This window comes from Paraburkholderia sp. J63 (genome assembly GCF_905220245.1).
Taxonomy (GTDB): domain Bacteria; phylum Pseudomonadota; class Gammaproteobacteria; order Burkholderiales; family Burkholderiaceae; genus Paraburkholderia.
Genome location: NZ_CAJMZF010000006.1, coordinates 243720 through 261394, shown reverse-complemented (window position 1 = coordinate 261394; position 17675 = coordinate 243720). Strand labels below are relative to the sequence as shown.

The 17675-nt window shown below is 62.2% G+C and carries 14 protein-coding genes; 10 read left to right on the top strand and 4 right to left on the bottom strand.

Features of this window, described 5'->3' with window-relative positions; all coding sequences use genetic code 11:
* Positions 1 to 69: 69 nt before the first annotated feature.
* From U5775_RS09765 to U5775_RS09745, 5 genes are all read left to right on the top strand, one after another.
* Positions 70 to 1665 (top strand): sulfatase-like hydrolase/transferase, encoded by a 1596-nt coding sequence (locus tag U5775_RS09765; protein WP_415913545.1) that lies wholly within the window; start codon positions 70 to 72, stop codon positions 1663 to 1665.
* 60 nt (positions 1666 to 1725) lie between these two features.
* Complete coding sequence (gene dctP, locus U5775_RS09760; RefSeq protein ID WP_322057921.1) at positions 1726 to 2757, top strand: TRAP transporter substrate-binding protein DctP; 1032 nt, start codon at positions 1726 to 1728, stop codon at positions 2755 to 2757.
* Positions 2754 to 3302: a TRAP transporter small permease gene (locus U5775_RS09755; RefSeq protein ID WP_322057920.1), complete on the top strand. Its 549-nt coding sequence runs from the start codon at positions 2754 to 2756 to the stop codon at positions 3300 to 3302. The genes dctP and U5775_RS09755 overlap by 4 nt, the downstream gene beginning before the upstream one ends.
* Positions 3299 to 4591 carry a TRAP transporter large permease gene (locus tag U5775_RS09750; RefSeq protein ID WP_322057919.1) on the top strand — a complete coding sequence of 431 codons (1293 nt, stop codon included), beginning with the start codon at positions 3299 to 3301 and terminating at the stop codon, positions 4589 to 4591. The genes U5775_RS09755 and U5775_RS09750 overlap by 4 nt, the downstream gene beginning before the upstream one ends.
* Positions 4592 to 4705: 114 nt before the next feature.
* The gene (locus U5775_RS09745) at positions 4706 to 5842 is read left to right on the top strand and encodes a porin (RefSeq protein ID WP_322057918.1); all 1137 of its coding nucleotides are present in this window, start codon (positions 4706 to 4708) and stop codon (positions 5840 to 5842) included.
* Between the two features lie 145 nt (positions 5843 to 5987).
* Here the strand turns inward: U5775_RS09745 and U5775_RS09740 are convergent, their stop codons facing one another.
* Positions 5988 to 6350, bottom strand: a complete 363-nt coding sequence (locus tag U5775_RS09740; protein WP_322057951.1) for a CoA transferase — start codon at positions 6348 to 6350, stop codon at positions 5988 to 5990.
* Between the two features lie 208 nt (positions 6351 to 6558).
* Between U5775_RS09740 and U5775_RS09735 the strand changes: the two genes are divergently transcribed.
* Together U5775_RS09735 and U5775_RS09730 are read left to right on the top strand one after the other, a co-directional pair.
* Positions 6559 to 7686: an FAD-dependent monooxygenase gene (locus tag U5775_RS09735; RefSeq protein ID WP_322057950.1), complete on the top strand. Its 1128-nt coding sequence runs from the start codon at positions 6559 to 6561 to the stop codon at positions 7684 to 7686.
* Between the two features lie 41 nt (positions 7687 to 7727).
* Positions 7728 to 8564 (top strand): IclR family transcriptional regulator, encoded by an 837-nt coding sequence (locus tag U5775_RS09730; RefSeq protein WP_322057917.1) that lies wholly within the window; start codon positions 7728 to 7730, stop codon positions 8562 to 8564.
* Positions 8565 to 8622: 58 nt separating this feature from the next.
* Here the strand turns inward: U5775_RS09730 and U5775_RS09725 are convergent, their stop codons facing one another.
* Complete coding sequence (locus tag U5775_RS09725; protein ID WP_415913544.1) at positions 8623 to 9768, bottom strand: porin; 1146 nt, start codon at positions 9766 to 9768, stop codon at positions 8623 to 8625.
* Between the two features lie 101 nt (positions 9769 to 9869).
* Between U5775_RS09725 and U5775_RS09720 the strand changes: the two genes are divergently transcribed.
* From U5775_RS09720 to U5775_RS09710, 3 genes are all read left to right on the top strand, one after another.
* Complete coding sequence (locus U5775_RS09720; RefSeq protein WP_322057916.1) at positions 9870 to 11705, top strand: sulfatase-like hydrolase/transferase; 1836 nt, start codon at positions 9870 to 9872, stop codon at positions 11703 to 11705.
* 69 nt (positions 11706 to 11774) lie between these two features.
* Positions 11775 to 13223, top strand: a complete 1449-nt coding sequence (locus tag U5775_RS09715; protein WP_322057915.1) for a DEAD/DEAH box helicase — start codon at positions 11775 to 11777, stop codon at positions 13221 to 13223.
* Between the two features lie 219 nt (positions 13224 to 13442).
* Complete coding sequence (locus tag U5775_RS09710; RefSeq protein ID WP_322057914.1) at positions 13443 to 14000, top strand: papain-like cysteine protease family protein; 558 nt, start codon at positions 13443 to 13445, stop codon at positions 13998 to 14000.
* A 155-nt stretch (positions 14001 to 14155) separates the two neighbouring features.
* Here U5775_RS09710 and U5775_RS09705 read toward each other — a convergent pair whose 3' ends face one another.
* Together U5775_RS09705 and U5775_RS09700 are read right to left on the bottom strand one after the other, a co-directional pair.
* Positions 14156 to 15223, bottom strand: coding sequence for a 2,3-butanediol dehydrogenase (locus tag U5775_RS09705; RefSeq protein WP_322057913.1), 1068 nt, complete (start codon positions 15221 to 15223; stop codon positions 14156 to 14158).
* A 421-nt stretch (positions 15224 to 15644) separates the two neighbouring features.
* Entirely contained in the window at positions 15645 to 17636 is a 1992-nt protein-coding gene (locus U5775_RS09700) for a sigma-54-dependent Fis family transcriptional regulator (protein ID WP_322057912.1), read from the bottom strand.
* Positions 17637 to 17675: the final 39 nt, after the last annotated feature.

Sequence of the window (17675 nt, the reverse complement as noted above, 5' to 3'; positions counted from 1 at the left end):
CAGTTCCGGCAAAAAAAATATCTTCACCTCCACCACGTTCCAACGAGAACGAAGAACACGGAGACATCAATGGCAAGTCATGGGCCTTCCCAGGTACGCAATGTTCTTTTCATTATGGCGGATCAATTACGCCGCGATTATCTGTCGTGCTACGGCCACCCCACGCTGCATACGCCGAATATCGACGCGCTTGCGAAAAGCGGCGTCCGGTTCGATTGCGCTTATGTGCAAGGCCCCGTGTGCGGGTCCTCGCGCATGTCCTATTACACGGGACGTTACGTCAGTAGCCACGGCGCAATCTGGAACTTCGTGCCGATTTCCCTGCGCGAAAGGGGGCTCGGCGACTATCTGAGGCCGCACGGGATACGTACCGCCGTCGCAGGCAAGACGCACGTGGAGGCCGACCTGTCCGAAATGGCGCGCCTTGGAGTCGACGTGCTCGGCGAGCGAGGCGAACTGGCGGCCGAACTGGGCTTCGAGCCGTTCGAGCGCGATGACGGCTGCTGGCCGAGCGGCTTTGTCAACAAGGACAATCGTTATGCCGCGTTTCTGGCGCACGAGGGCTATCGCAGCGCCAACCCCTGGCACGACTATGCGAACTCGGCGCTGGGCCCGAACGGCGAGACGCTGTCCGGCTGGGAAATGCGGCATGCGCATCTTCCCGCGCGCGTGAAGGCAGAGCATGCCGAAACGCCTTATCTGACGAGCCGCGCCATCGACTTCATCCGCGAGCAGGGCGACGCGCCGTGGTGCCTGCATCTTTCATACATCAAACCGCACTGGCCCTATGTTGCGCCCGCGCCCTACCACGGCATGTACACGGCGCGCGACGTGGTTCGCGCGCAGCGCAACGAGATCGAGCGCACGGAGAACGCACACCCCGTGATGCGCGGGTTCCAGCAGTTTTCCGGCGCGCAGAACTTTGCCCAGGAAGCCATCCGCACGCATGTGATTCCCGCTTATATGGGACTCGTCAAGCAACTCGACGATGAAATCGGGCGCCTCATGGCCTGGCTTCGGCAGGCCGGGCAGCTCGAAGACACGATGATCGTTTTTTGCAGCGATCACGGCGATTATCTCGGCGATCACTATCTCGCGGAAAAGGAACTCTTCCACGATACGGTCGCCCGCGTGCCGTTCATGATCTACGACCCGCGCCGCGCTGCCGATCGCACGCGAGGCACGGTTCAATCGCAACTGGTTGAAGCAATCGACGTCGTTCCCACGATCCTGGACGCGTTTGGCGTGGCTGGGCCGTCGCACGTACTCGAGGGACGCTCGCTGCAGCCGCTCCTTCACGGGGAGGCGGTCAATGAGTGGCGGGACGCGGCTTTCAGTGAAATGAACTATGCGTTCCGTGATTTCGTACGCGATCGCACCGGTCAGCCGATCGACCGCTGCCACGGCTACATGGTGCGCGACGAGCGATGGAAGTGCGTGTTCTTCGACGATCTCCGGGCCCAGCTATTCGATCTGGAAAACGACCCCGGCGAATACCGCGACCTCGGCGCCGACGCGGATTATGCGGCGGTGAGAGAGCGCTTGCGTGAACGCCTGTTCGACTGGCTGCGCCGGCGCAAGATGCATCCGACCGTCAGCTATCAGAGGATGGCTGCGTGGACACGCAAGGAACAGGAAGCAGGCATCCAGATCTGCGCCTGGTAGCACGCCGCGCCGGCCATTGCGGCGGGCACTCGCACAGAAAATAAAATAGACGGAGACATCATGAATCGATTCCGGTTGCTGCGCTGGGGGCTGCTCATCCTCCTCGCATGCTGCGCGCTGCATCTTTCGCTCGCGCGGGCGTCCACCACGCTCGTGATCAACACCTACCTGCCCGCGCAACATCCGCTCAATACGAAGGTGTTGAAGCCATGGGCCGCCGATGTCGCGCGCGTGACGCAAGGGCGCGTGACGGTCGTGATTCCACCCGCCAGCCTCGCCTCGCCTCAACAGCTGTGGGAGTCGGTGACAGCGGGCGTGGTGGACGGCGCGTACGTCTACAACGGCAACTTCTATCGGCAATTGCCGCTCATGCAGATCGCGCAGCTGCCGCTGGGGTCCACCTCCGCGAGCGCCATGTCGGCGGCGCTGTGGCAAACGTATCAAAAGTTCTTCAAGAACGCCGGCGAATATAAAGAAGTGACGCTGCTGGCGCTATTTGTCGTACCGTCCGGGCAGATCTACGGGTTGCGCCACCCCATCGATTCGATTGACGATCTGCGCGGCACCAAGATCTGGACGACGCCCGGCGTGGCCGCCGAGATGATGGACGCCGCCCGCGCGGGCGTGATTTCCACACCTGCGGCGAAGATGAGCGAGATTGTCGCGAGCGGCATGGTGGACGGCTTTGCCGGCATTCCCGAAATGGATGCGTCGGCCTTGAAGGTCATGCGCTACGCGAGATTCGAAACCGTCGTGCCGGGGGGACTGACTTCCCCGAGCTTTTCGCTGATCGTCAACCAGGCGAAGTGGCTACACATTGCGCCTCGGGACCGCGCGGCGATCGAAAGCGTGTCGGGCGCAGCGCTCGCGCACCGGCTGGCTGCGCTCGATCAGATCAACGCGCATGCCGTGAAAACGGCGGCGGCCGGGAATCTCAAAATCAGCGAGGCATCGCCGCAGTTCGTCGCGCAACTGCGGCGCCTGGCGCAGCCGATCGAAAACGCGTGGCTTGCGCGCGCCGAAGCCTCGAACGTTGACGGCAGCGCGGCACTTGCCTGGTACCGGCACGCGGCGCAGGCGTACGACAAATGAGCCTGCCAATCGACATGCCCGAACCCGAGGCACTGCGCACGCCCCGGGAAATGCGCTGGATCGGCGCCGCGGAGCACGTGCTGCAAGGCGTCGTCGCCGTATCGATCCTGTGCATCATGGGATTGACCTTCACGGACGTCTTCATGCGCTACGTGTTTGCTTCGCCAATCAAGGGCGGCTCGGAGATCGTGCAATACGCCATGGCGGTCCTCATCTTCGCGGCGTTTCCACTGGTCACTTACCGCGAAAGCCATATCAGCGTGAGCATCTTGCACGGCAAACTGCGTGGCGTGAAAGGCTGGCTCTACCGCCTGTGCACGCTGCTTTTCGGCGCGGCAATCTGCTTCGTCATCGCGTGGCAACTCGCTTGCGAAGGACGCTACCTGAGCGCGAGCGGCATGTCGACGATGATACTTGCCCTGCCGCTCGCGCCATTGAACTACGCCATCAGCGCACTTTCGGCAGTGTCCGGGTTCGCAGCCGTCACGCTCGTCGCGGCCCACATTCTCAGTTTTCGTCGCTTCGTATCGGGAAGATCGTCATGACGCTCGCACTGCTTGGCTTTACCGCCGTTCTGCTACTGGCCTTTTGCGGCATTCCGCTGGGATTTTCGATGCTCGCGGCCGGCACGGCCTTCTTCGCCGTCATTCGCGGGGTCGAGCCCGCCATGGTCATGGCGGGACAGACGATCTCGGCGTTGGCGGCCAATGATGCGCTATCCGTCGTGCCGATGTTCATCCTGATGGGAACGTTCATCTACAAGGCCAATCTGGCTGAAGAGCTCTATGACGCGGCCTATTCGCTGTTCGGTCATCGCAAGGGTGGCCTTGCGTATGCGACAGTGCTTGCGAGCGCAGGCTTCGCTGCGATCTCGGGCAGCTCGATCGCAACGGCCGCGACCATGACGAAGGTGGCGATGCCGCAAATGCGTCGCCATCGCTATGCCGATAGTCTCGCGAGCGGCTGTGTCAGCTCGGCGGGCACGCTCGGCGCGTTGATTCCGCCAAGCGTTCCATTGCTGATCTATGGGGTTATCACGCAGCAGGACATCGGCAAGCTGTTCGCCGCCGGAATCACGCCCGGCATTCTGCTCGGTCTCCTGTTCATGACGGCGGTCTGGTGGACCGTGCGCCGCAATCCCGCGGCGGGCCCCGCTGGCGACTATTGCGGATGGCGCGTGCGTCTGCAGCGTATCGCCAAAGTCTGGGGCGTGCTGGCATTGTTCCTCGTGGTAGTCGGCGGCCTGTACGGCGGCGTCTTCACGGCGACCGAAGCCGGCGGCATAGGCGCCACGGGCGCGATGATCTTCACCGCGCTGCGCGGGAAATTGAGCAAGCGAGTGCTGCTCGAATCGCTGGTCGAAGCCGGGCGGACGACCGCGACGATTTTCGTGATCGCCTTCGGCGGCATGGTATTTGCCAACTTCGTGACGCTCTCGGGCCTCACCACGACGCTGGTGACGTGGATCGTCTCGCTGCACCTGCCAACCACCGGCGTCATTCTCATTATCGTGCTGATCTATGTCGTGCTGGGTTCCGTGATGGAGGCCGTCTCGATGATGCTGCTCACCGTTCCGGTATTCGCCGCCGTGGTTCAGCCGCTGGGCGTCGATCTGATCTGGTTCGGCATCTTCATTGCCATGATGATCGAAATCGGCCTGATCCATCCGCCCGTGGGCATGAACGTGTTCATGGTGAAATCCGTGATGCCCGACATTCCGGTCAAGACGATATTCTCGGGCACGATTCCATTTCTGGCCGTGAACATTTTCGCGCTGGCGCTCATCATCGCGTTTCCGGACATTCCGCTCTGGCTCGTCCACTACACCCGCTAATCATCCACTAACGGCTCAAGCCGGTCGCGCAACACAATATAACGATGCTTTCATTCGGAGAGGAGACCCATGCGTTACCGATATTTCGCAATGCTAACTTGTATGGAGGCGGCAATGTCACTGCATCCCTGCGCCGCGCAATCGAGCGTGACAATGTACGGCCTGCTTCAGGACGGCCTTGAACAGTATCACGTGAGCGGCGCCGACGCCTCCAGCGCGGTGCGCAACACAGCCAGCAACACGAGCCGGCTTGCGACCTATGGCGCGTTCTTCGGATTGCAGGGCAAGGAGGATCTGGGTGCGGGCCTGAAAGCGATTTTCCAGCTCGAAAGCTATGTCTTTCTGAACGGCCAGCAGCCACCGGGCTTCAATCCGCTGAATTCACGCAACACGCGCGTCGGGCTCGACAGCGCGCGCTACGGAACCGTGTTCTTTGGCGTCTGGGACACGCCGCTGCGCGATTTGCTCAGCCGCGTTCCGTTTCCCGGGACCACGTTCGATGCCGGGCAATTGCTTGGCAACGGCATCGGCAATACCGTCGGCAACGGGCAGGCAATGGGCTCGTTCGAGCGCCGGCAGACGAACACGGTGGCGTACTGGTCTCCCGTCATTCACGGATTCCAGGCCCGCGTGCATTATTCACTGAATGACGGCTCGGCGGGCGGCAGTGGCGCCCATCTGCTCTCCGTTCGCGGGTCCTATGCGCAGGGACCGTTTACGCTCATGGCTGCCTACGAAACCCACCACGATTACGGCGGATTCGGCACGAACGACCGGGGACTGGCGTTGTACGGCGACGCGAATATCGGAAAGGCACGCGTCGGCGCGATGTTCACCCAGCTCTCGTACGAGCGATGGGTGAACGGCGGCCAGGCGGGGCTGCGCGTCAACAACTGGGCGCTATTTGGCACTTACCTGTTCGGCTTCAGTGACATCAATGTCGCGTTGATTCGCGCCGGGAGCGGAAGCGGCACGATGAGCGGCCTGGTCAGGACGCCTTCGGGGCAAGTCGCCGTCAATCCGGCAATGTACGTGGGCCAGGCCACGAGCGGCGGTAGTACCGGCGCCACCTTGTACGAACTGGGTTACGACTATTACCTGTCCAAACGCACCACACTCTTCGCGAATCTCATGTATTTATGCAACGACAAGCATGGTTCATACGTGCCGTTTGGCGGTGTACCAACGGCGCCGGGTACACTCGGCGTCAGCGAAACCGTTCTGGCGCTCGGCATGATGACGCGGTTCTGAGGTGCTGTCCAACCGCACACGAGCCTGAACGGGTGTTTTCGGATGTGTATGCGGGCAGCTTCTGGCGCGTTTCCAACGGAGAATGAGCCCGTTGTAGACCCGACACGCACGCGTTGACCGGCGTCAGGGTAATGGGGATGGGTGATCATCTCGGATGATCATCGAGGTGAACGAATCTCAAATCCGCTCTTTGGACCAGGTGCGCGCCATCCTCGACGGCACACATACGCTCGACTTTGCTCCGGCTGCCAGCCCCGGCGAACGTCATGAGTGGGTCGCGCAGGTGCTGCGCCGCTTCCGGTATGACCAGCTCAAGCGGCCTCATCGTGGGACGCGCTTCGAGCCTTCCGTCACGCTCGCAGTAGACGTTGCGCGCCTGCATGTCCGGATGATTGGCCGCTTCTTCGGGGCTCAATACCGGACCGAAGCACACATCCGTTCCTTCGAGAAGCGCGCACCAGTCCGCGCGCGTGCGCTCCACGAAGATTTCGCCGAACTGTTTGCGCATCTCGGGCCAACGTGAGCGCTCCCACCGCGGAAACTCGGACGGATCGAGTTCGAGCTTTTGCAGCAATTGGGCCTAGAACTGCGGCTCCTTTCCTCGTAAACCCGAGTCTTGACGTTCGCCTGTTCACGCCATATTCTTTTTATGAACATTATGTTCATTTTTGAACACATGGCGCAGCGGCAACCCGGTGCCCGTAAGGACAGATCGAATGACTTCTCTGAAAATTGGTATCAACGGCGCCGGAATTGGCGGTTTGGCAGCAGCAATCGCATTGCGCAAGCTGGGTCTGGAGGTGCAGGTATTCGAGCAGGCTGCCCGCTTCGCGCGCGTAGGGGCGGACATCAACCTCACGCCCAACGCGGTGCGCGCCCTTGACGGCCTGGGCGTGGGCGATGCGCTGCGCGAAACGGCTGCCCGGCCGACGCACCGTATCAGCCGCTCGTGGGACACCGGCGAGGAAACCTCCCGCCTGCCTATGGCCGACGAAGCGCAGGCCCGCTATGGCGCGCCCCAGTTGACGATGCATCGAGGCGACCTGATGTCGGCGCTCGAGCAGGCACTGCCGCCGGAATGCGTGCGCCTGAGCTCGAAAGCCCTCTCGATCGACTCGCGTGCCGACGGTGCCACCCTGCACTTCGCGGATGGGTCGGAGGAAACGGTCGATGTGCTGATCGGCGCGGACGGGATTCACTCTGTCGTCCGGGCAGCGCTATTCGGCGCCGAGCACCCGATTTTTACCGGGCAAGCCGCTTATCGTGCCGTGGTGCCTGCCGAGCGCCTGTCGGTCCCCAACCTGGATGCCTTTACCAAATGGTGGGGCCCCGAGCCCACTTCGCAGATCGTCACGTTCCCGCTGAATCGCGGACGCGAAATCTTCGTCTTCGCCACGGTCGCGCAGGAGAGCTGGCGCCACGAATCGTGGACCACCCCGGGCCGCGTCGAGGACGTTCGAGCCGCCTACGCGTTGTTCCATCAAGACGCACGCGCACTGCTCGATGCCTGCGACGACGTGTTGATATCCGCGCTCTATGTGCGTGACCCGCTCCCGTCCTGGTCGGTCGGCCATTGCACGCTGCTGGGCGACGCCACGCATCCGATGATGCCGTTCATGGCCCAAGGCGCAGGCATGGCGATCGAAGATGCCGTGGTGCTGGCGCGCTGCCTCTCCGAGGCGGGAACGATGGGCGTGCCGGCCGCGCTCTCGCGCTACCAGGCGGCCCGTCATGAACGCACCAGCCGCATCCAGATCGGGTCGCGCAGCAACGTATGGCTCAAGGAAGGCGGCAACGCAGACTGGGTCTATGAATACGATGCCTGGAACGTGGCGCTGCACTGATCCCGTATGGGATACTGGCCCGCTCCCACCTGCCTGTCACGATGCCAAGCGAACCCAAGCATGCCGGCGATGCCCATCCCGCCGAAGACGACGACAAACTCCAGCTGGTCACGCCGGTCGTCCGGGCGCTGCGGCTTCTCAAGTTCGTTGCCGAGGGGGGATCGACCTCCAATCTGAGCGAGCTCGGGCGGCGTATCGACGTGAATCGCGTCACGGTCATGCGTCTGCTCGCCACGCTGGAGCATGAAGAGATGCTGGAACGCCTGCCGCAAGGCGGGCATCAGGCAGGCTTCGCGTTCCTCAAGCTCGGCGCCAGTGTGCTGGCCGGCCAGGATCTCACCACCTTTGCCCGCCGCGTCCTGGCCTCGCTGAGCGAGTCGCTGAAGCTGTCGGCGTATCTCGCCGTGCGGGACGGCCGCGATGTCCTCTATCTCCTGCGTGACATGCCCCAGACCGCGCTGGTGAGCAACATTCAGGTCGGCAGTCGTATACCGGTGCACCAGATCACGCCGGGACGCGTGTTGATTGCCCATCTGCCCGAAAACGAGGTGCGCGATCTCCTCGGCCCGGAGCCGCTCGCCGCGGCAACGCCGCAGAGCGCAACGTCCTACGCGCGACTGATGGAGATGCTGGGCGCCGACCAAGCGCGCGGCTGTGCGTGGAGTTTCTCGGGTTTCGAACCCGGCATTGATGCGTGCGCGGCACCGGTGTTCGATGCCAGCGGCGCCGTCGTCGCGGCGATCAGCGTGGCCGGCCCTGGGCAACGCTTCGAACTCGACCCGGAGCTCCGCGAACGAACGGAACGCGAGGTCAAGCGCGCGGCACGGGATCTCTCGGGACTATTGGGGTATGCGGTGTCCCGTCGTTCGAAGGTGTGAGAAGCTCATCGTGTGATGGAAGCGCTGGCTTGACGGGGGGACCGCCCCCCGCGGCGCACTAGAAGTTGTGGTGAATACCGGTCAGTAACAGCAACTGGTTGTTCGTGCTCGAAACCCCGGCGATCGATAGCGAAGCCAGACTGCCCGGATTCGCGTGTTCATAGACGCCTTGCAGATAGAGCTGGGTTCGCTTCGACAACGAGTAGATGTAGCCGAGACCCACCTGGGTCCAGCGATGAGTGTCGAGAGTCGTCGTATTGGCCCCGGCGGTCAAGGTGCTCGCCGCCGTGACGGACCATTCGGCGCCGGAGTCCCAGGACTGATACACATCGGCAAAGTTTTTCGATTCGAGCTTCACGCGCGTATAGAGCAGATGCAGTTTTATCGCATCGAGCCGATACGAGGCGCCGGCGCCCCAGAACTGCGCCCGATCGGCAACGTAGCTCGCGGCGGGTTGGTGCTGAAACGTACCGAGTGCGAGTGGAGACAGCGAGAATGCCTGGTTGTGCTGAATTTGATAGAACACCGACGCTTCAAACGGACCGTTGCCATAGTGCAGCGCCACGCTCGACGTCGTGCCGTATTGGAAATCCGTGGTGTTGCCGAATCCAAACAGCGCCGCTACGTATAAACCACTCCACGTGGGCGAGCGATATTTGACCGCATTGTTGATGGATGACGTTGCCGAGTTGGCGAGACCATCCACGTTGCCAGGATGGAACATATTCCATGAATTACCCGCGTAGGCGTTTGCGAATGGCGTGAGCAGGTCGAACGACAGTGCGCTCTGATGACCCAGCGTCACTCTGCCGAACTGGTCGGACTCCAGCCCCACATAGGCCTGGCGGTTGAAAAAGCTGTTCGTGTTGACCAATGCGCCGGTATCGGTAAAGAAACCGTTTTCGAGTCTGAACAAAGTGTGCAGTCCGCCACCCAGATCTTCGACGCCCGTGATGCCCCACCGATCCGGCTGCATGTTGCTCTGATTGGCCTTGAACAACGCATGACCGCCACTGTTGTTCACATAAGCAAGCCCGGAATCGAGACTGCCATAGAGTGTCACGCTGCTTTGCGCAGAGGCCGAACCGCACACACAGTAGGCAAGCATTCCTAACAATATGGGTTTTTTCATTTTTTCCGATGGAATCCGTTTTTGATGATGCCGGCTGGCGCCTCTTGTTTCATATATGAACAGCATTGCCATCCATGGACTAATATCAGTTATCCTGATTAAAATTCGTACCAGGCCTTTCCACTACTGCTGTCGTCTTCGCGAGGATTCCCAATGGCCTTTCTTCAAACCGCATGGATGTGACCATGACAGACCAGAACACGCACGTACCTAGTCCTGAAATCGAAACCGTGCAACTTCACGGCCAACGCCGAAGATTCCTCAAGATGTCAGCAGCAGCCGTCACCGCGGCCGTGGCGCCTGCGGTATCGATGAGCGCCGGACGGCCGGAGCGTATCCCGGCTCAGGAGACGCCTTCCGCGCAACCCGATCTGCCCGCCGGCTACAACATTCTTTTTGTACTCGTCGATCAGGAGCGGTACTTCGACGAATGGCCGTTCAGCGTGCCCGGCCGCGAACGCCTGAAAAAGAGCGGCGTCAGCTTCATCAATCACCAGATTGCTGCATGCGTGTGCTCGCCTTCGCGCTCGACGATCTACACGGGCCAGCACATGCAGCACACGGGCGTATTCGACAATGCCGGACTGCCGTGGCAACCGGATATGCCGACCTCGATCCGCACGGTCGGTCACATGATGAAAGACGCCGGATATCGGGCCATCTACGTCGGCAAATGGCATTTGAGCGGAACCATGCACGAATCCAATGTGCCCTACAACGCGCCGGTCGCCCAATACAACGAGACCATGCGTCAATACGGCTTCGACGATTACTTCGGCGTAGGCGACCTGGTCGGCTCCGCGCATGGCGGCTACAACTTCGACGGGTTGACCACCCAGGCGGCAATCAGCTGGCTTCGGGAACAAAGGCGCAATCCGGCGGCCGACAAGCCGTGGTTCATGGCGGTCAATCTCGTCAATCCGCACGATGCGATGTGGCTCGACACCGACCCTGCGGGCCGGCCGAATGGATCGGGCCTGTTGCCGACACGGCCAGCACCCGCCAGCCGTCTCTATGACGCCCGCTGGGACAAGGTTGCGTTGCCGGCCTCGCGGCGTCAGCCGCTCGATGCAGCGAGCCGGCCAAAGGCGCACGCGATGTACTCGGCGGCCCACGAGGCGTTGATTGGCAAGATCAGCTTCGACGACGCCACGGTGAGGAACTACCAGAACTATTACTTCAATTGCATCCGCGACTGCGACCAGCATGTCGAGCGCCTGCTCGACGAGCTCGATAACCTCGGCATCGCGGACAAGACCATCGTGGTGCTCACTTCCGACCACGGTGACCTTGCCGGCTATCATCAAATGATCGACAAAGGCGCCAACACCTATCGCCAGCAAAACCACGTGCCGATGATCGTCAGGCATCCTGCATTTCGCGGCGGGAAATCGTGCCGCGCCCTGACCTCTCACGTCGATGTCGCGCCGACACTCGTGGCGTTCACGGGCGCGCCTCCGGACACGCGCGCAAGCATTACCGGCCCCGACATCAAGGGATCGAGCTTTGCCCACCTGCTGGCCCGGCCCGAGCGTGCGGAACTCAACGCCATTCGCGAAGCGGCGCTCTTTAACTACGCGATGCTGCTCTACTACGACAGCGAATGGATGCTTGCCGAGTTCAAGACGATGCGCGAACGCGGCGTTGCAGCGGCCGAGATGCATCGGCAAGCAGCGGCGTTACAGCCGGACCTGAATTTGCGCGGCGCGATTCGTAGCGTGTTCGACGGGCGTTATAGGTTCAGCCGCTACTTCGCGCTATCGCGCTTCAACGAGCCGACAACGCTCGCGGATTTGCTCGCCGATAACGACGTCGAACTGTACGACCTCTACTCCGACCCTGGCGAGACGAACAACCTGGCCACGCAATCCGGTCTGCACGGTGCGCTGATGATGGAAATGAACGCGAAGCTGGCCCGGTTGATCGAGGACGAGGTTGGAAACGACGACCTGTCGAGCTTGCCCTTTGTGGACGGCCGCCTTCAGTTTCATTTCAAGGGCCACGCATAAGGGAAGTTGCCGCGCGGTGCAATCAGCACGGTAACCGCTAGAATTGCGGTTTTAGCCCGGAATATGTCCATGTCTTTTGCCTCGCTTGGCCTGATCGATCCGTTACTGCGTAATCTGCAGGAGCTCAATTACCAGACGCCGACGCCGGTGCAGGCCAAGGCGATTCCCGCTGTGCTCAATGGCAAGGACGTCATGGCTGCGGCACAGACCGGCACCGGTAAAACGGCAGGTTTCGCGCTGCCGCTGTTGCAGCGGCTGGTGCAGCACGGCCCGGCGGTGTCCAGCAACCGCGCGCGTGTCCTGGTGCTGGTGCCCACGCGCGAACTGGCTGAGCAAGTGCTGCAAAGCTTTATCGCTTACGGCAAAGGCCTCGACTTACGATTTCTGGCGGCCTACGGCGGGGTGAGCATCAACCCGCAGATGATGAAATTGCGCAAAGGCGTGGATGTGCTCGTTGCCACGCCGGGCCGTTTGCTGGATCTCAACCGCCAGAACGCCGTGCAGTTCGATCAGGTGCAAACGCTGGTGCTCGATGAAGCCGACCGCATGCTCGATCTGGGCTTTGCGCGCGAACTCAACGCCGTGTTTGCTGCGTTGCCCGCTCAGCGCCAGACCCTGCTGTTTTCCGCCACGTTTACCGACGATATCCGCGCGATGGCGGCAAGCATTCTGCGCGGCCCGCTCGATATCAGCGTCAGTCCGCCCAATGCCACGGCCAGCAAGATCAAGCAGTGGGTGGTGACGGTCGATAAAAAGAACAAGCCCGACCTCTTCATGCATCTTGTGGCGGAGAACCACTGGAAGCACGCGCTGGTGTTCGTCAAAACCCGCAGTGGCGTGGATTACCTGGCGGCCATGCTCGATGACGCGGGCTATGCGGTCGACACCATTCACGGCGACAAACCGCAACCCGCGCGCCTGCGTGCGCTGGAGCGCTTCAAGACGGGCGAAATACAGATGCTGGTCGCCACCGATGTCGCTGCGCGCGGACTCGATATCGACGACCTGCCGCTGGTGATCAACGTCGATCTGCCGATCGTGGCGCAAGACTATGTGCACCGTATTGGCCGCACCGGCCGCGCGGGCGCCAGCGGCGTGGCGGTGTCGCTGGTGTGTGCCGATGAAGCGCCGCAACTGGCCGCGATTGAAGCGCTGATCCGGCAAACGCTGCGCCGCGAAGAAGAGCCGGGTTTTGAAGCCGAACACCGCGTGCCGCAAACCAGTGCGACGGGCCAGATCATCAAGAAACCGAAAAAGCCCAAGAAGCCCAAAGTGCCGCAAGCCGCACCGGCCGCCACGCAGGTGGCGAGCAAAAAGCCGCGCCCGCAAAGCGGCGAAAGCAAACGCAAGCCTGTGGCGCAGCGCGATGTTGCCACCGGTGAAACCGCAAGCTTGTTGAGCGGCAGCCCATTCAGCGTGCAAAAGCCACGCAGCAAACCGGCCAGCAAACCAGCCGCGGGTTCGCGCAAGCCGGCTGGCAAACCCGCTGCTGGTGGCCGCGGAAAACGCCAACCCTGATCTGATCCGTTGGGATTGGCGCCGATCGGCGCGCGGTTTCTCCGAGCGACTTTCGCGCGATCCATGGCGCATCGCGCGGCCGACGCTTTTCCTTGTACGCCGCGGCAGGTTTGCTATGGTATTCAGGCGGACCGGCGCGCGATCCGCGCGGCCCGCCGGTCGTGCAGAACGTCGAGCATACAAGGCGGGGACGGCTTCCACCCGACGAGGAGCACCACCATGCCGAGCTTCACGATCAATCCGATACCCGAAATGGTGTCGCAGCGATTCCAGTACGTGCCGAAGTTCCTGCCCATCATCGACCCGACCTGCGGCCGCTACTGCCTCAAGTCGCTGCTCAAGTACTGGTACGAGAAGAAGGCTAACGTGCGGTATCAGGACATCCTGCTGCCGAAACCGGTGAGCCGCCTGAGCGACTGGATCGCCTACGACCCCTACGACGACTACCAGCACGCCCCGAATCTGCTCCTCGAGAGCTACGACATTCCGACGACCGCCGACCAGTGGATCAAACTGCTCCAGGACAACGGGCCGATCATCCTGCGCGGCGTGCTCGGAGAAGCGAGCGTGTCGCACTTCGTCCTGCTGATCGGGGCCAGTTCGGACAATCCGCAAACGCTCAGCTTCAAGGATCCACTAGCCGGCGACGTGGTCACGACCGAGGCCTATGCGGGCATGGCAAACCGGATCGTGGGGCCGCTCGTTTACGGACGCTCCGACATCATGAGTCATCTGCTCGACGCACCCGCACAGCGGGTGCTCGACGCGACTCACTGAGCCGGCAGGCATCGAGTGCATGCACCTTGTCCGCAAGGGGCAGATAAATGGCGACGCTAACCATAGCGTCGCCATTCCATTTACGCGCCGATTAAATACGGTCTCCTGATCTAATGATGATTTCCTGAACTATCGCTGTGCACAAGCGTTCCCGCTCACTTCAATCTGGGCTGAACGATGATTTTCACGGCTGATTCATTATTGTGAATCAGCGTGTCGAAGCCTTGCGAAATCAGGTCATCCAGTTGAATGCGCTGGGTGATGAACGGCTCCAGATTGATCTTGCCTTCTTCCACCAGCTTGATGGTTTCCCGATGGTCGTTGCAATACGCAATCGTGCCGCGAACGTCCAGCTCCTTCATGACCACGCTGTGTACGTTCACGCTGGCCGGGTGGCTCCAGATGGACACGATCACCACTACGCCGGCCGATTTGGTGACAGCTACCAACGTATCCAGAACCTTGTTCACGCTCGAGCATTCGAACGCCACATCCACACCCTTGCCGCCGGTGATTCTCATCACTTCTGCAACCACATCCACCTCGGACGGATCCAGGATGTGATCGGCCACGCCGGATTCGTGGGCCTTTTCCTTGCGCTTCGCGCTCAACTCCGTGACGATGACGCTCAGGCCCTTGGCTTTGAGAATTGCCGACAGCAGCAGGCCAATCGGGCCCGCGCCTCCGACCAGGGCCACGTCGCCGGCCTTGGCGCCGCTGCGGGTGTAGGCATGATGGCCCACCGACAAAGGCTCGATCAGCGCGGCCTGATCGAGTGGAATGGCCCTGGAGATCGGATGCACCCAGCGGCGTTTGACGGCAATCTTTTCGGATAAACCGCCGCCACGGCCGCCCAGCCCGATGAAATTCATGTTTTTGGACAGATGGTATTTTTCGCCCGGCCCCGTGGGCACGTCGTCGGCCACGATGTACGGCTCCACCACCACATGCTGGCCGACTTCGATATCGTCCACGCCTTCGCCTACGGCATACACCACGCCGGAAAACTCATGGCCCATGGTGATGGGGGCGGACTCCCCGGAGATCGGATGCGGGTGGCCGCAAGGCGGAATGAAAATCGGCCCTTCCATGAATTCGTGCAAATCCGTGCCGCAGATACCGCACCAGGCCACCTCGATGCCAACGGTGCCCGGCGCCACGACGGGCTCGGGTATGTCTTCGATGCGGATGTCGCCACGATCATAAAAACGCGCTGCTTTCACGGTTCAAGCTCCTCGGTTGGTCTCGAATGAGGTGAGCCGGGGCATCTCGCCCCTTTCTTCACCCTGGGAAATCGGCCGGCTTGTCTTCGCCGGCAAGCATCATGGATGCCATTGGCGGGGCGTCGGCGCACCGGATCTCGACAGTGCGTGCCGGCATGGGAGTGGCGACAATGCCAATCGGCGCAGGACGAACCCGCAAAGGTTCGCGCATGCCTGTCTCCTGATGTGCCTGTTTTGACAGGCGCAGGTATTGCAACTGTTATGCCAGTGCCATAGCCGCCCGAATCGGGCAGAAAACCTCGGGGATTACCCGGGAAATGTGGACATGAAACGCGGCGGCGCGACCTGCTGCCGTGACAGGTGTCACAGCAGCAGGTGCATCACGGTGGACAGATGTATCGGCAAAACGCGGGCCATGCGCTCAGCGACGGATATCCTGCGCATCGGTGTCGCTGCGGTTTGGCGACTGGATGCCATAGCGCGCCATGCGGCGGTACAGCGTCATGCGGCTGATGCCGATCGTGCGCGCGGCGGCGCTCAGGTTCCAGCCGGAGGCGCGCAGGTGCTGCATGAGCAGGATGCCCTCGGGCGGCAGCGTGGGTTGTTCCGGCATATCGGCCGAATGCACCGCGACGCCGGATGCCACGCGCTCCGCCACGGCTGGCTCGCCGATGCTGTCGGGCAGGTCATCCGCTTCGATATGGCCGTGGCTGCAGACCGCTCGCGCATATTCGAGCGCGTTGCGCAGTTCGCGCAGATTGCCCGGCCAGCGATGGCCGCGCAGCCGCTCACGCGCCGCCTCCGAGATCGTGAAGGCGCGCTCGCCCGCGGGCACGGCAAGCAGTTTCTGCAGCAGCCAGTCCAGATCGCTGCGCTCACGCAGCGGCGGCAGCACGAGGCGCGCACCGTTGAGACGGTAATAGAGGTCCTCGCGAAACTGCCCGCTGCTAATCAGATGATCGAGCGGATGGTGGGTGGCCGAAATCACCCGCACATCCACGGGCACCGGACGCGAAGCGCCAATCGCCAGCACCTCGCCTTCGGACAGCACCCGCAGCAGACGCGACTGCAACTCGCGCGGCATGTCGCCAATCTCGTCGAGGAACAGCGTGCCGCCGTTGGCCTCCTCAATCAGGCCGCGTCTCGGCCGCGAGCCGGCACCCGAGAAGCTGTGGGGCAGATAGCCGAACAGCTCGCTCTCGATCAGGGTTTCGGGAATCGCCGCGCAATTGACCGCGATGAACGGCCCACTGCGGCGTGAGCTGGCTCGATGCAACGCCCTCGCCAGGAACTCCTTGCCGCTCCCCGTCTCGCCGTTGATGAGCAGGTTGATGGGCGCATCGATCAGCCTGGCGGCACGTTGCAATTGCTGCTGCAATGCTGCATCCCCGCCGCATAGCGCCGCCAGCTCGGGCGGCAGCGGATACGGCACGCTGTCCTGCGTCCCATAGTGCACACGCAGCACCGGCGGCATGGCGCTCAGGTAGAGCCGTTTCCCGCTGTAGCTCAGCCGCACGACGCGCTGCTCGCTGGGCCGCGAATAGACGAAGCGGCCCAGGTCCTCCGGGCGCGCATCGAACAACGCGTCGAACCGCATGCCGATCAGCGACGGCCCCATCGCTTCCACGCCCTGCTCGGCTATCAGCATTTGCTGGGCGCGGCGATTATGGCCGCTGATCCGGCCATCGGCGTCGAGTGCGATCAGGTACTCGGGATTGACATCGAGGAACTCGGACGCCGGACTGAGCTTGAGCATCCAGTCCTGGCGGTGCCGGCGCAGAAAATGAGCGTCCTCGATCTGGTTGGCGTACATGCGCACCAGTTGCAGCGCCAGCATCTGGCTGTCCTTGGCCTGCGGCGAGCTCAGTGCGGAGATGTCGAGAATCGCGTTGAGCCGGCCGTATGAATCGAACAGCGGCGCGGCGGTACAGGTCAGGGGGATATGCGTTGCATCGAAATGATCGGCCTGATGCACGGTCAAGGCCTGGCCGGTCGCCAGCGCGGTTCCCACCGCGCAGGTGCCGGCGCCGTTCTCGCTCCACTCGGCGCCCAGATAGAGCCCGGCGCGGCGCAGCGCGGCGTCCGTGTTGGCATCGCCGAGATAGTCGACTGTGACGCCGTCGGCATCGGTCAACAGCACCACGTAGCCCATCGCCCCCACCTGGCCGTACAGGGTTTCGAGGCCATGGCGCGCAATCCGCGTGAAATCGTCGATACGCTGCTGGTGTTCGCGCAGGCGCATCTGGGGCAGGATGCGCGCCTCCTGCATGCGCGACGGATCGAGACCGTACTGGTGCACGCAACGCCGCCATGAACTCTGGATGATCGCATCGTGCGCGCGTGCGGCGACCGCGGACCCACGGGTGGTCGTCAGGACTACCGTTTCGATGTGATCGCGTTGCCGCTCGTCCATCGCTGCCTCCTGTATGCCGGGTGCGGCGGCACTGGCCTC

Coding starts and splice junctions, on each gene's coding strand:
- U5775_RS09715 (WP_322057915.1), top strand. CDS start 11,775: ATGTCTTTTGCCTCGCTTGGCCTGATCGATCCGTTACTGCGTAATCTG.
- dctP (WP_322057921.1), top strand. CDS start 1,726: ATGAATCGATTCCGGTTGCTGCGCTGGGGGCTGCTCATCCTCCTCGCA.
- U5775_RS09725 (WP_415913544.1), bottom strand. CDS start 9,768: ATGGCAATGCTGTTCATATATGAAACAAGAGGCGCCAGCCGGCATCAT.
- U5775_RS09765 (WP_415913545.1), top strand. CDS start 70: ATGGCAAGTCATGGGCCTTCCCAGGTACGCAATGTTCTTTTCATTATG.
- U5775_RS09740 (WP_322057951.1), bottom strand. CDS start 6,350: ATGCGCAAACAGTTCGGCGAAATCTTCGTGGAGCGCACGCGCGCGGAC.
- U5775_RS09750 (WP_322057919.1), top strand. CDS start 3,299: ATGACGCTCGCACTGCTTGGCTTTACCGCCGTTCTGCTACTGGCCTTT.
- U5775_RS09700 (WP_322057912.1), bottom strand. CDS start 17,636: ATGGACGAGCGGCAACGCGATCACATCGAAACGGTAGTCCTGACGACC.
- U5775_RS09710 (WP_322057914.1), top strand. CDS start 13,443: ATGCCGAGCTTCACGATCAATCCGATACCCGAAATGGTGTCGCAGCGA.
- U5775_RS09735 (WP_322057950.1), top strand. CDS start 6,559: ATGACTTCTCTGAAAATTGGTATCAACGGCGCCGGAATTGGCGGTTTG.
- U5775_RS09730 (WP_322057917.1), top strand. CDS start 7,728: ATGCCAAGCGAACCCAAGCATGCCGGCGATGCCCATCCCGCCGAAGAC.
- U5775_RS09745 (WP_322057918.1), top strand. CDS start 4,706: ATGTCACTGCATCCCTGCGCCGCGCAATCGAGCGTGACAATGTACGGC.
- U5775_RS09755 (WP_322057920.1), top strand. CDS start 2,754: ATGAGCCTGCCAATCGACATGCCCGAACCCGAGGCACTGCGCACGCCC.
- U5775_RS09720 (WP_322057916.1), top strand. CDS start 9,870: ATGGATGTGACCATGACAGACCAGAACACGCACGTACCTAGTCCTGAA.